The sequence below is a fragment of the Enterobacter sp. 01-M-02-SI-ECC genome, from assembly GCF_047530595.1.
GTDB classification, from domain to species: Bacteria; Pseudomonadota; Gammaproteobacteria; order Enterobacterales; family Enterobacteriaceae; genus Enterobacter; species Enterobacter cloacae_M.
Window position 1 is genome coordinate 157,435 of the sequence record NZ_JBLKCZ010000005.1, and the last position, 13,801, is coordinate 171,235.

Here is a 13,801-nt window from a genome sequence, read left to right on the forward strand (position 1 = left end):
TATGTCTCAGGCTGCATTGAACACGCGCAACCGCGATGACGAGGACGAATACGCCTCTTCACGCCGCAGTAATGGAACGCGTCTTGCAGGCATCATTTTCCTGCTCGGGGTGCTGTGCACCGTGTTTATCAGCGGCTGGATGGTCCTGGGCTGGATGGAAGATGCACAGCGGTTGCCGCTTTCTAAGCTGGTGGTCACCGGTGAGCGTCACTACACGCGTAACGACGATATTCGCCAGTCAATACTGGCGCTGGGCTCACCTGGCACCTTTATGACGCAGGACGTCAATATTATCCAGAGCCAGATAGAACGTCTGCCATGGATAAAACAGGCGAGCGTAAGAAAGCAATGGCCTGATGAATTGAAGATTCATCTGGTTGAATATGTGCCCATTGCGCGTTGGAATGATCAGCACATGGTTGACGCAGACGGAAATTCCTTCAGCGTCCCGGCCGATCGTGTCAACAAGCAAAATTTACCGATGTTGTATGGCCCGGAAGGTAGCGAAAACGAAGTATTACAGGGTTTTCGCGAAATGGGTCAGGTGCTGGCGAAGGACAGGTTTACGTTAAAAGATGCAGCCATGACGGCGCGCCGTTCCTGGCAGTTGACGTTAACAAACGGCATTAAGCTCAACCTGGGACGCGGCGACACAATGAAGCGTCTGGCGCGTTTTGTCGAACTTTACCCGGTTTTACAGCAGCAGGCACAGACTGACGGCAAACGGATAAGCTACGTTGATTTGCGCTATGACTCAGGCGCAGCAGTCGGTTGGGTACCGGCTCCGGTCGAGGAACCTAATCAGCAACAGAATCAGGCACAGGTACAGGCAGAACAACAATGATCAAGGCGACGGACAGAAAACTGGTAGTTGGACTGGAGATTGGCACCGCGAAGGTTGCCGCTTTAGTAGGGGAAGTTCTGCCCGACGGTATGGTCAATATCATTGGCGTAGGCAGTTGCCCGTCCCGTGGTATGGATAAAGGTGGGGTAAACGATCTTGAATCGGTGGTGAAATGCGTTCAGCGCGCCATCGATCAGGCTGAACTGATGGCAGATTGCCAGATTTCTTCTGTCTATCTGGCCCTTTCTGGCAAGCACATTAGCTGCCAGAACGAAATCGGTATGGTGCCGATTTCCGAAGAAGAAGTGACGCAGGAAGACGTTGAAAACGTCGTGCACACGGCGAAATCCGTGCGTGTCCGTGACGAGCATCGTGTGCTACATGTCATTCCGCAGGAATATGCGATTGACTACCAGGAAGGGATCAAGAACCCGGTCGGTCTTTCTGGCGTACGTATGCAGGCAAAAGTGCACCTGATCACATGTCACAACGATATGGCGAAGAACATTGTAAAAGCCGTTGAACGTTGTGGCCTGAAAGTTGACCAACTTATTTTCGCGGGTCTGGCGGCAAGTTATTCCGTACTGACCGAAGATGAACGTGAACTGGGTGTCTGTGTGGTCGATATTGGTGGTGGTACAATGGATATCGCCGTGTATACCGGCGGTGCGTTGCGCCACACGAAAGTGATCCCTTATGCCGGGAACGTTGTAACCAGCGATATTGCTTACGCTTTTGGTACGCCGCCGAGCGATGCAGAAGCGATTAAAGTGCGCCACGGCTGTGCGCTGGGATCTATCGTTGGCAAAGATGAGAGCGTTGAAGTGCCGAGCGTCGGTGGTCGTCCACCGCGTAGCCTGCAGCGCCAGACGTTGGCAGAGGTGATTGAGCCGCGCTATACCGAGCTGCTCAACCTGGTCAACGAAGAGATTTTACAGTTACAGGAACAGCTTCGTCAGCAGGGTGTTAAACATCATCTTGCCGCGGGGATTGTATTAACCGGCGGTGCAGCGCAAATTGAAGGTCTTGCGGCCTGTGCTCAGCGGGTGTTCCATACGCAGGTGCGTATTGGTGCGCCGCTGAATATCACCGGTTTAACGGATTATGCTCAGGAGCCGTATTATTCAACGGCTGTGGGCCTGCTCCACTACGGGAAGGAATCTCATCTCAGTGGTGAAGCAGAAGTGGAAAAACGCGTCTCAGTGGGGTCGTGGGTCAAACGACTGAACAACTGGTTGCGAAAAGAGTTTTAATTTTTTTAAGAGACCGGAGAGAATTAGCGGTCTCGGGCGACAGGCACAACGGAGAGAGAAATTATGTTTGAACCTATGGAACTGACCAACGACGCGGTGATTAAAGTCATCGGCGTCGGTGGCGGCGGCGGTAACGCCGTAGAGCATATGGTGCGTGAACGCATTGAAGGTGTTGAATTCTTCGCAGTTAACACCGATGCGCAGGCACTGCGTAAGACGGCTGTAGGCCAGACTATCCAGATCGGCGGTGGTATCACCAAAGGGCTGGGAGCAGGGGCTAACCCGGAAGTCGGTCGCAATGCGGCTGAAGAAGATCGTGAAGCGCTGCGCGCTGCACTGGAAGGTGCGGACATGGTCTTCATCGCAGCAGGCATGGGTGGCGGTACCGGTACCGGCGCAGCACCTGTTGTGGCTGAAGTGGCAAAAGATTTAGGTATCCTGACCGTTGCTGTCGTGACCAAGCCTTTCAACTTTGAAGGCAAGAAGCGTATGGCCTTCGCGGAGCAGGGTATCACCGAGCTGTCCAAGCATGTGGACTCGCTGATCACCATCCCTAACGACAAACTGTTGAAAGTTCTGGGTCGCGGTATCTCCCTGCTGGACGCATTCGGTGCAGCAAACGACGTGCTGAAAGGCGCGGTTCAGGGTATCGCTGAACTGATTACCCGTCCTGGCCTGATGAACGTTGACTTTGCAGACGTTCGCACCGTGATGTCCGAAATGGGCTACGCGATGATGGGCTCTGGCGTGGCCAGCGGTGAAGACCGTGCAGAAGAAGCGGCTGAAATGGCTATCTCTTCTCCACTGCTGGAAGATATCGATCTGTCTGGTGCGCGCGGCGTGCTGGTCAACATTACCGCTGGCTTTGACCTGCGTCTGGATGAGTTCGAAACCGTGGGTAACACTATCCGTGCGTTTGCCTCTGACAACGCTACCGTGGTAATCGGTACTTCTCTTGACCCTGAAATGAACGACGAGCTGCGTGTTACCGTTGTTGCGACCGGTATCGGTATGGACAAGCGCCCAGAAATCACTCTGGTGACTAACAAGCAGACTCAGCAACCGGTAATGGATCGTTACCAGCAGCACGGTATGTCTCCTCTGACTCAGGAGCAGAAACCGGCCGCGAAAGTGGTGAACGACCCAACGCCTCAAACGGCGAAAGAGCCAGATTATCTGGATATCCCGGCGTTCCTGCGTAAGCAAGCTGACTAAGAATTGGCTGGAATTTGGGGATTTGCGCTCTTTGTGCTAAACTGGCCCACCGTTAGTGATATACACTCTCGGTTGGATAGTTAATTTGGCGAGATTATACGATGATCAAACAAAGGACACTTAAACGTATCGTTCAGGCGACTGGTGTCGGTTTACATACCGGCAAGAAAGTCACGCTGACGTTACGCCCTGCGCCGGCCAATACCGGGGTCATCTATCGTCGCACCGACTTGAATCCACCGGTAGATTTTCCGGCCGATGCCAAATCTGTGCGTGATACTATGCTCTGTACTTGTCTGGTGAACGAGCATGACGTGCGGATTTCTACCGTAGAGCACCTGAACGCCGCCCTGGCGGGTCTGGGTATCGACAACATTATTGTTGAAGTCGATGCGCCAGAAATCCCGATTATGGATGGCAGTGCTGCACCGTTCGTCTATCTGTTGCTGGATGCTGGCATCGAAGAACTGAACTGCGCGAAGAAATTTGTACGCATCAAAGAGACCGTTCGCGTCGAAGATGGCGACAAGTGGGCTGAATTCAAACCGTACAATGGTTTCTCGTTGGATTTTACCATCGACTTTAACCATCCGGCGATTGATTCCAGCACCCAACGCTATGCGATGAACTTCTCTGCTGATGCGTTTATGCGCCAGATCAGCCGAGCCCGTACATTTGGCTTCATGCGTGATATCGAATATCTGCAGTCCCGCGGCCTGTGCCTGGGCGGCAGCTTCGATTGTGCCATCGTTGTTGACGATTATCGCGTACTGAACGAAGACGGCCTGCGTTTCGAAGATGAATTCGTTCGTCACAAAATGCTGGATGCTATCGGCGACCTGTTCATGTGTGGTCACAACATCATTGGTGCATTTACCGCGTTCAAATCCGGTCATGCGCTGAACAACAAACTGTTGCAGGCAGTCCTGGCAAAACAGGAAGCCTGGGAATATGTGACCTTCGAAGACGAAGCAGAACTGCCGCTGGCTTTCAAAGCGCCAAACATGGTTCTGGCGTAACGGTTCACGCCGTTTCGTAAAAAATCGACTGGTTAACCTGGTACTCTCTCCGATCAGGGAGACCAGTCGTTTTTATTTTTACCCTTCTTAGTTTGCCCCAGCGTTATCTCTCGTTTGTCTTACGCAGAAAATGTGTGCGTTAGCTGCATTCTTGACCGTTTTTCCCCGCGGCGGCACCTCATTCCTGCTGATGTATATTGGCTTTAGTGGTACTATCTGGGCGCTAAAAAGAATAACTGAACTCAGCCTCTGCAAGGCTGGCTTATTGGGTGGAGCAGGTGAGCGGAATACTGACGCGCTGGCGACAATTTGGCAGACGTTACTTCTGGCCGCATCTCTTATTAGGGATGGTCGCGGCGAGTTTCGGCTTGCCTGCGCTCAGCAACAGTGCTGAAGCGGCGACGCCCGCAAAAACCTCCACCACCAAACACGATCTCAACTCGCGGGTTAACTTCACTAACCTCGCGTGGCTTGAAGCCAACCGCCGCCCAAACTTCTCCGTCGATTACTGGCACCAGCACGCTATCCGCACGGTTATCCGCCATCTGTCCTTCGCGATGGCACCGCAGGCCATGCCTGTTGCGGAAGAGGCGCTGCCGGTGCAGGCTCAGCATCTTGCCCTGCTGGACACGCTCAACGCGCTGCTTACGCAGGACAGCCAGCCGCCGGTCATGGTTCGTCAGACAACGCAGCGTGCGTTTGTTTCACCTGTTTCATTCTCTGTTTCAACCTGGATTAGCCAGGTCCACGGCATTCGCGCCGGGCCGCAGCGCCTCAGCTAAATTAACTTTTTCAATACCTTAATTTATCTGCCCATACTGGGGCGTTTGAGAATTTATTATGCTAATCAAATTGTTAACTAAAGTTTTTGGTAGTCGTAACGATCGTACCCTGCGCCGTATGCGCAAAGCTGTTGCCGTCATCAACGGTATGGAACCGGCGATGGAGAAGCTCTCTGATGACGAGCTGAAAGCGAAAACGGCGGAATTCCGTGCGCGTCTGGAAAAAGGCGAAACCTTAGAAAGCCTGATCCCGGAAGCGTTTGCTGTCGTGCGCGAAGCGAGTAAGCGCGTATTCGGCATGCGTCACTTCGACGTTCAGCTGCTGGGTGGTATGGTGCTCAACGAGCGCTGCATCGCGGAAATGCGTACCGGTGAAGGTAAAACCCTGACCGCAACGCTGCCGGCTTACCTGAACGCGCTGACCGGTAAAGGCGTTCACGTCGTTACCGTCAACGACTATCTGGCGCAGCGTGACGCCGAAAACAACCGCCCACTGTTCGAATTCCTCGGTATGACCGTCGGTATCAACATGTCCGGCCTGCCTGCGCCAGCCAAGCGCGAAGCGTATAACGCGGACATCACTTACGGCACCAACAACGAATACGGCTTCGACTACCTGCGTGACAACATGGCGTTCAGCCCGGAAGAGCGCGTACAGCGTAAGCTGCACTATGCGCTGGTGGATGAGGTTGACTCCATCCTGATCGATGAAGCGCGTACTCCGCTGATCATCTCCGGCCCGGCTGAAGACAGCTCCGAGATGTACCGTAAAGTCGACAAAATCATTCCACACCTGCTGCGTCAGGAGAAAGAGGACTCGGATACCTTCCAGGGTGAAGGCCACTTCTCCGTAGATGAAAAAGCGCGCCAGGTGAACCTGACCGAGCGTGGTCTGGTGCAAATTGAAGAGCTGCTGGTCGCTGAAGGCATCATGGAAGAGGGCGAGTCCCTGTACTCTCCGAGCAATATCATGCTGATGCACCACGTGACCGCTGCACTGCGCGCCCACGCGCTGTTCACCCGCGACGTCGATTACATCGTTAAAGACGGCGAAGTGATCATCGTCGATGAACACACCGGCCGTACCATGCAGGGACGTCGCTGGTCTGACGGTCTGCACCAGGCTGTGGAAGCCAAAGAAGGTGTGGATATTCAGAATGAAAACCAGACGCTGGCGTCTATCACCTTCCAGAACTACTTCCGTCTGTATGAGAAGCTGGCGGGGATGACCGGTACTGCTGATACCGAAGCGTTTGAATTCAGCTCCATCTACAAGCTGGATACCGTGGTCGTTCCAACCAACCGTCCAATGATCCGTAAGGATATGCCGGACCTGGTGTACATGACCGAAGCGGAAAAAATTCAGGCGATCATCGAAGATATTCGCGACCGTACTGCGAATGGTCAGCCGGTTCTGGTGGGGACCATCTCCATCGAGAAATCCGAAGTGGTTTCTCACGAGCTGACTAAAGCGGGTATCAAACACAACGTTCTGAACGCCAAATTCCACGCCAAAGAAGCGGACATTGTTGCGCAGGCGGGTTATCCGGCTGCCGTAACCATCGCCACCAACATGGCGGGTCGTGGTACCGATATTATGCTGGGTGGTAGCTGGCAGGCTGAAGTGGCGGAGCTGGAAAACCCAACGCCAGAACAGATTGCGCAGATCAAAGCCGACTGGCAGGTTCGTCATGACGCCGTTCTGGCTTCCGGCGGTCTGCACATCATCGGTACAGAGCGTCACGAGTCTCGTCGTATCGATAACCAGCTGCGTGGCCGTGCGGGTCGTCAGGGTGATGCCGGTTCATCCCGCTTCTACCTGTCTATGGAAGATGCGCTGATGCGTATTTTCGCCTCTGACCGCGTGTCCGGCATGATGCGTAAGCTGGGGATGAAACCAGGCGAAGCCATTGAGCACCCGTGGGTGACCAAAGCGATCGCTAACGCACAGCGTAAAGTGGAAAGCCGCAACTTTGATATTCGTAAGCAGCTGCTGGAATATGATGATGTGGCTAACGATCAGCGTCGTGCGATCTACACCCAGCGTAACGAACTGTTGGACGTGTCCGACGTGAGCGAAACCATCAACAGCATTCGTGAAGATGTGTTTAAAGCCACCATCGACGCGCATATTCCACCGCAGTCTCTGGAAGAGATGTGGGATATCGAAGGCCTGCAGGAACGTCTGAAAAATGACTTTGACCTCGATCTGCCAATCAAAGAGTGGCTGGATAAAGAGCCTGAGCTGCACGAAGAGACCCTGCGTGAACGTATCTTTGAAACCGCGCTGGACGTATACAAGCGTAAGGAAGAGGTTGTTGGCGCTGAGATGATGCGTCACTTCGAAAAAGGCGTGATGCTGCAGACCCTGGATTCCCTGTGGAAAGAGCACCTGGCGGCTATGGACTACCTGCGTCAGGGTATCCACCTGCGTGGCTATGCGCAGAAAGATCCGAAGCAGGAATACAAGCGTGAATCCTTCTCCATGTTTGCGTCTATGCTGGAGTCGCTGAAGTATGAAGTGATCAGCACCCTGAGCAAGGTTCAGGTGCGTATGCCGGAAGAGGTAGAAGCGATGGAGCAGCAGCGTCGTGAAGAAGCCGAGCGTCTGGCACAAATGCAACAGCTGAGCCACCAGACCGACGACAGCGAAGCCGCAGCGGCGATCGCCGCGCAGACCGGCGATCGTAAAGTGGGTCGTAACGATCCGTGCCCGTGTGGTTCCGGTAAAAAGTACAAGGCGTGCCACGGCCGCCTGAGCTAAGTTCATAAAAAAACAAAAAGGCGCAGAAATCTGCGCCTTTTTTATGGAAGTGACAATATGAAAATACTGCAAATTGCCGTCGGGATTATTCGCAACCCGCAAAACCAAATCTTCATCACCCAGCGCGCTGCCGACGCCCATATGGCGAACAAGTGGGAGTTTCCGGGCGGTAAAATCGAGTCAGGTGAAACGCCGGAAGAGGCGCTGGTTCGGGAGCTTCAGGAAGAGGTGGGGATCACTCCGCTTGGCGCAACGCTGTTTGATAAGCTTGAGTACCAGTTTCCTGACAGGCACATCACGCTGTGGTTCTGGCTGGTGGAAAACTGGGAAGGTGAACCCTGGGGAAAAGAGGGACAGCCGGGTAACTGGGTGGAACTTCAGGCATGTGATGCCGAAAAATTCCCGCCAGCTAATGAGCCCGTGATCCTGCGGTTAGTCGCACAACCGTAGGCCTGCTGAGCGAAGCGCCAGCAGGCTTTACAGATTACTGCTGGGTTTCACTCCAGTCATCGCTGTCCGAGAGATCGCCTTTGCTTGGAATGCGTTTCTCTTCCGCCGCCCATTCGCCCAGGTCAATGAGCTGACAGCGCTTGCAGCAGAATGGGCGGAACGGACTGACTTCGCCCCAGACAACGGTTTTACCACAGGTTGGGCAGCTTACGGTGGTGACATCAGACATCGGCACTCCTTAACAACAGGCCAGTTCAAAATCGAGACGTTCCGGCACGGTGCCATTTTCACTGTCCAGCGGCATAAAGCGAATCGCAAAACGGCTCTTATGCCCGGAAATCTGTGGGTAAAGCTGTTCGCCGAGAGACAGATTGAGACGCAGAAGATCGGCATCATCACCGTTGTCCTGGTAGAAACCATTCAGGCTGGTTTGCTTGCGGAACGGCGCAGAGTTACGTATCAGGTCGAGGATCAGCGACAGCGTCTGGTGCATTGGCTCCAGGCTTGCCAGCCAGCTGTTCACCTGCGCGTCACGCTGAGCCTGTGGCATATGTAGCCACATATGCAGCGTCGGCAGGTCGAAGCTACAGCAGCCGCCAGGGATGCTCAGACGCTGGCGCACCAGACCAATCAGGCGGTCTTCGCGCAAAAACTGCCCGACGCGTGGCGCGGCCATCAGGATGGCGCTACTGCTTTTCAACTGCTGGCGGAGCGCGTCGATACGGCTCTTATCTACGCCGGGGACTTCTGTCCATGCCTGCAATTTACGCTGCTGGCGCTCCAGCTCTTTGAGTAATTCTGTGCGGACATCACCGCGTTCAATCACATCCAGCAGATCGCCTACGTTGCGGAAGAAGTGCAATGCGGTGGCATGATCGTTAACCGGCAGATGTTGTGAAAGTTGTTGAATAAGAAATTCAATACGCAGCCAGGTGCGCATTTTTTCGTTGAGCGGATGCTCAAAAAGAATGTGTGTCGACATTATGGTTTTTCCTGTGCAACGGCCTGCGCGGCGAACGTCAGATACTGCGCGTGCAGACGGGCAACATCCGATGCAATGGCATCTGGTGCGCCGTTATTATCAATAACATCATCCGCCACGGCAAGACGCTGAGCGCGCGTAGCCTGAGCGGCAAGAATTTGTTCAGCATGCTCCCGGGAGACGCGATCGCGCGCCATGGTTCTCTGGATTTGCGTTTCGGGTGCGACATCAATCACCAGCACACGATCGGCTTTCTTATGCAGCTGATTTTCAACCAGTAGCGGAACCACCCACAGGACATAGGGCGAGCGGGCTGCGGCTATCTGACGCTGAGTTTCCTGGTGGATGATGGGGTGGAGCAGGGCATTAAGCCAGGCTTTTTCCGCAGAATCAGAAAAAATGCATTCGCGAAGCTGACGGCGATTCAGTGTGCCATCGGCATTGATGACTGTCTGACCAAAATGTTCTGCGATGACCTTTAGCGCGGGTGTATTGGGCTCTACCACCTGGCGGGCAATGATATCGGCATCAATAATCGTGATACCCAAACGAGAGAACGCGTCCGCAACGGTACTTTTGCCACTACCGATGCCGCCGGTTAATGCGACGATATACCCCATTAATTCAAATCCTGGGAATTATTCATTATTAAAATCAGTTGATTAAAACTCTTAGGTGCGCCAGCAACTGTTTGGTCCTGTTTACCGGCTTTTTACCAGGTAAATTTATAGGATTGTAGCGTAAAAAAAGAGAATTTCGCAGTCTTGCGGAGCAGGTATTAGTGCGTATGATAACGTCACTGGAGTTGTGCTTTTAACATATTTGCCTCTAACCCCAGGAATCCGCACATGCGTATCGAAGAAGATCTGAAGTTAGGTTTCAAAGACGTTCTTATCCGCCCTAAACGCTCTACACTGAAAAGTCGCTCAGACGTTGAACTCGAACGTCAATTCACCTTTAAGCATTCCGGTCAGACCTGGTCTGGCGTGCCGATCATCGCCGCCAACATGGATACTGTGGGAACCTTTGAGATGGCAACTGCCCTGGCACAGTTCGACATTCTCACCGCCGTGCACAAACATTACAGTCCTGAAGAGTGGAATGCGTTTGTTGCGTCCGCGTCTGCTGACGTGGTGAAGCATGTGATGGTTTCTACCGGGACCTCCGATGCGGATTTCGAGAAGACCAAACAGATCCTGAACGCTAACCCGGCGCTCAACTTCGTTTGTATTGACGTGGCGAACGGTTACTCCGAGCACTTCGTGCAGTTCGTCAGCAAGGCACGTGAGGCCTGGCCGACGAAAACCATCATCGCGGGCAACGTGGTGACCGGTGAAATGTGTGAAGAGCTGATCCTTTCCGGTGCAGATATCGTGAAAGTGGGTATTGGCCCGGGCTCCGTGTGCACGACCCGCGTCAAAACCGGCGTCGGTTATCCGCAGCTTTCCGCCGTCATTGAATGCGCCGATGCGGCGCACGGTCTGGGCGGTCAGATCATCAGCGATGGCGGCTGTACCATGCCGGGCGACGTTGCGAAAGCCTTCGGCGGCGGCGCCGACTTCGTGATGCTCGGCGGTATGCTGGCAGGCCACGAAGAGAGCGGTGGTACCGTTGTTGAAGAGAACGGCGAGAAATTTATGCTGTTCTACGGCATGAGCTCTGAATCCGCGATGACCCGTCACGTCGGTGGCGTGGCAAAATACCGTGCGGCGGAAGGTAAAACCGTGAAGCTGCCTCTGCGTGGCCCGGTTGAATACACCGCGCGCGATATCCTCGGCGGCCTGCGCTCGGCCTGCACCTACGTTGGGGCATCTCGCCTGAAAGAACTGACTAAACGTACGACGTTTATTCGCGTTCAGGAACAGGAAAACCGCGTATTCAACAGCCTGTAATGGCTTCTGCTGGCGCATGCCCGTGCGCCAGCGCTGTTCAGCACTACCCCGCGCTCATCGCATCCCCCAGATGGAAAATCGGCAGATACATTGCCACTACCAGCGTGCCGATGATGACCCCTGTCACAATCAGAAGCACTGGCTCGAGAAGTGCCGCCAGATTATCTGCCCGTTGAAAGGTCTGTTCCGTGTGGTGCCGGGCGAGATTTGCCAGCATGATGTCCAGCGCACCTGACATTTCACCGGTTCGTAAAAGCTGAATACACAGCGGGGTAAAGATGGCCGCTTTCTGAAAGGATGACCAGACGGGGAGACCTTTTTCAATGTCCTCCCGAACGCTGTGGAGTATCCCCCGCCAGTAACAACTTTCAACGGTTTCCTCTGCGCTCTCCAGACCCTGTAAAAAGGGGATACCTGCCTGCTGCGTGAGTGACAGCACGGTAAAGATGTGTCCCAGTTTTTGGCCTTTTGCCAGCGCGCCCATCACGGGTATGTGCATCAGCATGCGCTGCCAGCGAGGGTTGTGTCGCAGTGCCCAGGCGGCGGCTAAGGGCGTTAATAACGCGGCGAACAACGCGAGGGCATAGGACTGGATAAATGCGGCCATCCCCATGACCATTTGCGTCAGCATCGGGAGCGGCGTGTTAAACGTTTTGTAGATCGCGGCAAACTCGGGCAAGACCAGAATGACCATCGCCAGCACCACGAGTACTGCCAGCGTCAGGACGATCGCCGGGTAGCGTAGGGCCTTTTTCACCTTCTCTCTGAGCTGCTGCTGCGCTTTTTGCTGCTGCGCGAGCTGACGGCAGCACTCCTCCAGTTTCCCTGTGAGCTCACCGGTTTTCACCATAGAGACATGCAGTGGGCTAAACACCGCCGGCCACTTTTTTAGCGACTCAGAAAAGGGGGATCCCTCACTGAGCTCATCGGCAATGCTTTGCAGCAGCGCCTGCCACGGTTTTAACGGATGTTGCTCTGCCAGCATCTGCAGGCTGTGGGACAACGTCAGCCCCGCCTGCAGAAGCGTTGCGAGCTGGCGAAACATCTCGCAGCAGTGTTGCGGCTGCCAGCGGTGTCGCTGAGCGCATCGGGTCAGCGCCAGAGGATGGAGATCGCTACGCATCAGCCTGGTGAAGGCGGCAGTGCGGTCTGTGGCCCAGAGTGTTCCGCTTCGGGGTTCTCCTTCTTTGGTGAGCGCTCGCCAGCGCCAGAGCTGACTAGCAGCCATCCGGCATTCCCAGCACGCGCACCAGCTCTTCGATCGTGGTCAGCCCTTGTTCTACGGCCATGCAGCCGTGCTCAAAAAGAGATATCATTCCCGCCTGCCGGGCACTCGCCTCTATCACTTCGATTCCCGCCCCGCTGGCAATGGCCTGACGCAGGGCATTGTCGATCGCCAGCACTTCAAAAATGGCCACGCGGCCATAAAAACCGTGATAACAGCGATCGCAGCCGGTGGGCTGCCAGCGTGGAAGCGGTCTGGACCATACGGCGCGCGGTAATTCAGCATGCTCGCTGGCTTCCCGGCGACAGTGCGGACACAAACGCCGGACCAGTCTCTGGGCAATCACCATCGACAGCGCGGAAGATATCATCCAGCGCGCAACGCCCATCTGCTCCAGGCGAATCAGGGTTTCCGTCGTTGAGTTGGTGTGCAGCGTTGACAGCACCAGATGACCGGTCTGAGCGGCATTAATGGCAATTTCTGCCGTTTCGCCGTCACGGATTTCGCCGACCATAATGATGTCTGGATCTTGACGCAGCAGCGCCCTCAGTACGCTCTGGAATGTTAAACCCGCCCGGGGATTAATCTGCGTCTGGTTTAATCCCGCAAGGGGGATCTCAATGGGATCCTCTACGCTACAGATGTTGACGTCGGGGGTGTTACGCGCCTGCAGCGCGCTGTACAGCGTCACGGTTTTGCCGCTGCCGGTAGGGCCGGTGACCAGAATCAGCCCCTGCGGCTGGTGGAGGACCTCATTAAAACAGGCCAGTTGTTCTGCGCTCATACCAAGCGCTTTCGGCTCAAGAGCCTGCTGAACCTGATGCAGCAGACGCAGCACAATTTTCTCACCACCGTTGCAGGGAAGCGTTGCGATCCGAAACGAGACCGGCGCGTTTGCCAGCTCAATCGTAAACTGACCGTCCTGAGGTAAACGACGTTCAGCAATATCCAGATTACCCAGCACCTTTAAACGAGCGCTGAACAGGCTTGCCTGCGAGGCGGAAAGCGGAGGCTGGGGACAAAGAACCCCGTCGATGCGTAAACGGATCTGGCATGCGTGCTCCATCGGTTCGATATGAATGTCGGAGGCGCGCTGGCTGATTGCCTGCTGCAGCGTGTGGTTGAGGATATCCACCGTCGAGTGTGTTTGCGAAACGACGGGCAGATGCGATTGTGACGTTAGCTGCCGGTGTTTTTCCATACGCTCAGCGCTCCAGCACTCAATATCAATCCGTTTCTGGGTCGCGAAGCGCAGCGCCTCCATGAGTTCAGCCGCGGGGCTGCCCACGACGGCGATGCTGACCATGTCACTGTCGCTGGTGAGCAGCAGAGCGTGATGGCGCTGACAAAGCGCCACGAGTTGATCGGTATTCAT

At 54.7% G+C, this 13,801-nt stretch carries 13 protein-coding genes; 8 read left to right on the forward strand and 5 right to left on the reverse strand.

Features of this window, described 5'->3' with window-relative positions:
* The first annotated feature begins 1 nt into the window (after window position 1).
* The 7 genes from ftsQ (at window position 2) to mutT (ending at window position 8,327) form a co-directional block, all read left to right on the forward strand.
* Window positions 2–844, forward strand: coding sequence for a cell division protein FtsQ (gene ftsQ / locus ACMWLG_RS09680; protein WP_023310399.1), 843 nt, complete (start codon window positions 2–4; stop codon window positions 842–844).
* A complete protein-coding gene (ftsA, locus tag ACMWLG_RS09685; protein ID WP_023334508.1) occupies window positions 841–2,097 on the forward strand; it encodes a cell division protein FtsA in 1,257 nt (418 codons plus the stop codon). Before ftsQ ends, ftsA begins: the two co-directional genes overlap by 4 nt.
* A gap of 63 nt (window positions 2,098–2,160) precedes the next feature.
* Entirely contained in the window at window positions 2,161–3,312 is a 1,152-nt protein-coding gene (gene ftsZ / locus ACMWLG_RS09690) for a cell division protein FtsZ (protein ID WP_008501978.1), read from the forward strand.
* Window positions 3,313–3,413: 101 nt separating this feature from the next.
* Window positions 3,414–4,331: a UDP-3-O-acyl-N-acetylglucosamine deacetylase gene (gene lpxC, locus ACMWLG_RS09695; RefSeq protein ID WP_010426966.1), complete on the forward strand. Its 918-nt coding sequence runs from the start codon at window positions 3,414–3,416 to the stop codon at window positions 4,329–4,331.
* Window positions 4,332–4,609: 278 nt separating this feature from the next.
* Complete coding sequence (gene secM / locus ACMWLG_RS09700) at window positions 4,610–5,113, forward strand: secA translation cis-regulator SecM (RefSeq protein ID WP_072254514.1); 504 nt, start codon at window positions 4,610–4,612, stop codon at window positions 5,111–5,113.
* A gap of 58 nt (window positions 5,114–5,171) precedes the next feature.
* Window positions 5,172–7,877, forward strand: a complete 2,706-nt coding sequence (gene secA, locus ACMWLG_RS09705; protein ID WP_045401028.1) for a preprotein translocase subunit SecA — start codon at window positions 5,172–5,174, stop codon at window positions 7,875–7,877.
* A 57-nt stretch (window positions 7,878–7,934) separates the two neighbouring features.
* Window positions 7,935–8,327, forward strand: a complete 393-nt coding sequence (mutT, locus tag ACMWLG_RS09710) for an 8-oxo-dGTP diphosphatase MutT (RefSeq protein ID WP_045401031.1) — start codon at window positions 7,935–7,937, stop codon at window positions 8,325–8,327.
* A gap of 34 nt (window positions 8,328–8,361) precedes the next feature.
* Here the strand turns inward: mutT and yacG are convergent, their stop codons facing one another.
* Genes yacG through coaE form a run of 3 tightly spaced genes read right to left on the reverse strand, consistent with a single transcriptional unit; the run spans window position 8,362 to window position 9,929 of the window.
* Window positions 8,362–8,556, reverse strand: coding sequence for a DNA gyrase inhibitor YacG (gene yacG / locus ACMWLG_RS09715; RefSeq protein WP_045401034.1), 195 nt, complete (start codon window positions 8,554–8,556; stop codon window positions 8,362–8,364).
* 9 nt (window positions 8,557–8,565) lie between these two features.
* Window positions 8,566–9,309, reverse strand: a complete 744-nt coding sequence (gene zapD / locus ACMWLG_RS09720; RefSeq protein ID WP_045401037.1) for a cell division protein ZapD — start codon at window positions 9,307–9,309, stop codon at window positions 8,566–8,568.
* Entirely contained in the window at window positions 9,309–9,929 is a 621-nt protein-coding gene (gene coaE / locus ACMWLG_RS09725; protein WP_045401040.1) for a dephospho-CoA kinase, read from the reverse strand. Before coaE ends, zapD begins: the two co-directional genes overlap by 1 nt.
* A 228-nt stretch (window positions 9,930–10,157) precedes the next feature.
* Between coaE and ACMWLG_RS09730 the strand changes: the two genes are divergently transcribed.
* Window positions 10,158–11,201 (forward strand): GMP reductase, encoded by a 1,044-nt coding sequence (locus tag ACMWLG_RS09730; RefSeq protein WP_023310407.1) that lies wholly within the window; start codon window positions 10,158–10,160, stop codon window positions 11,199–11,201.
* Window positions 11,202–11,244: 43 nt separating this feature from the next.
* On the opposite strand, the gene hofC is transcribed toward ACMWLG_RS09730, so the two are convergent.
* On the reverse strand, window positions 11,245–12,429 hold the full coding sequence (gene hofC / locus ACMWLG_RS09735) for a protein transport protein HofC (RefSeq protein WP_045401045.1): 1,185 nt from the start codon (window positions 12,427–12,429) through the stop codon (window positions 11,245–11,247).
* Window positions 12,419–13,801: a type II secretion system protein GspE gene (gene gspE / locus ACMWLG_RS09740; protein WP_023310409.1), complete on the reverse strand. Its 1,383-nt coding sequence runs from the start codon at window positions 13,799–13,801 to the stop codon at window positions 12,419–12,421. Before gspE ends, hofC begins: the two co-directional genes overlap by 11 nt.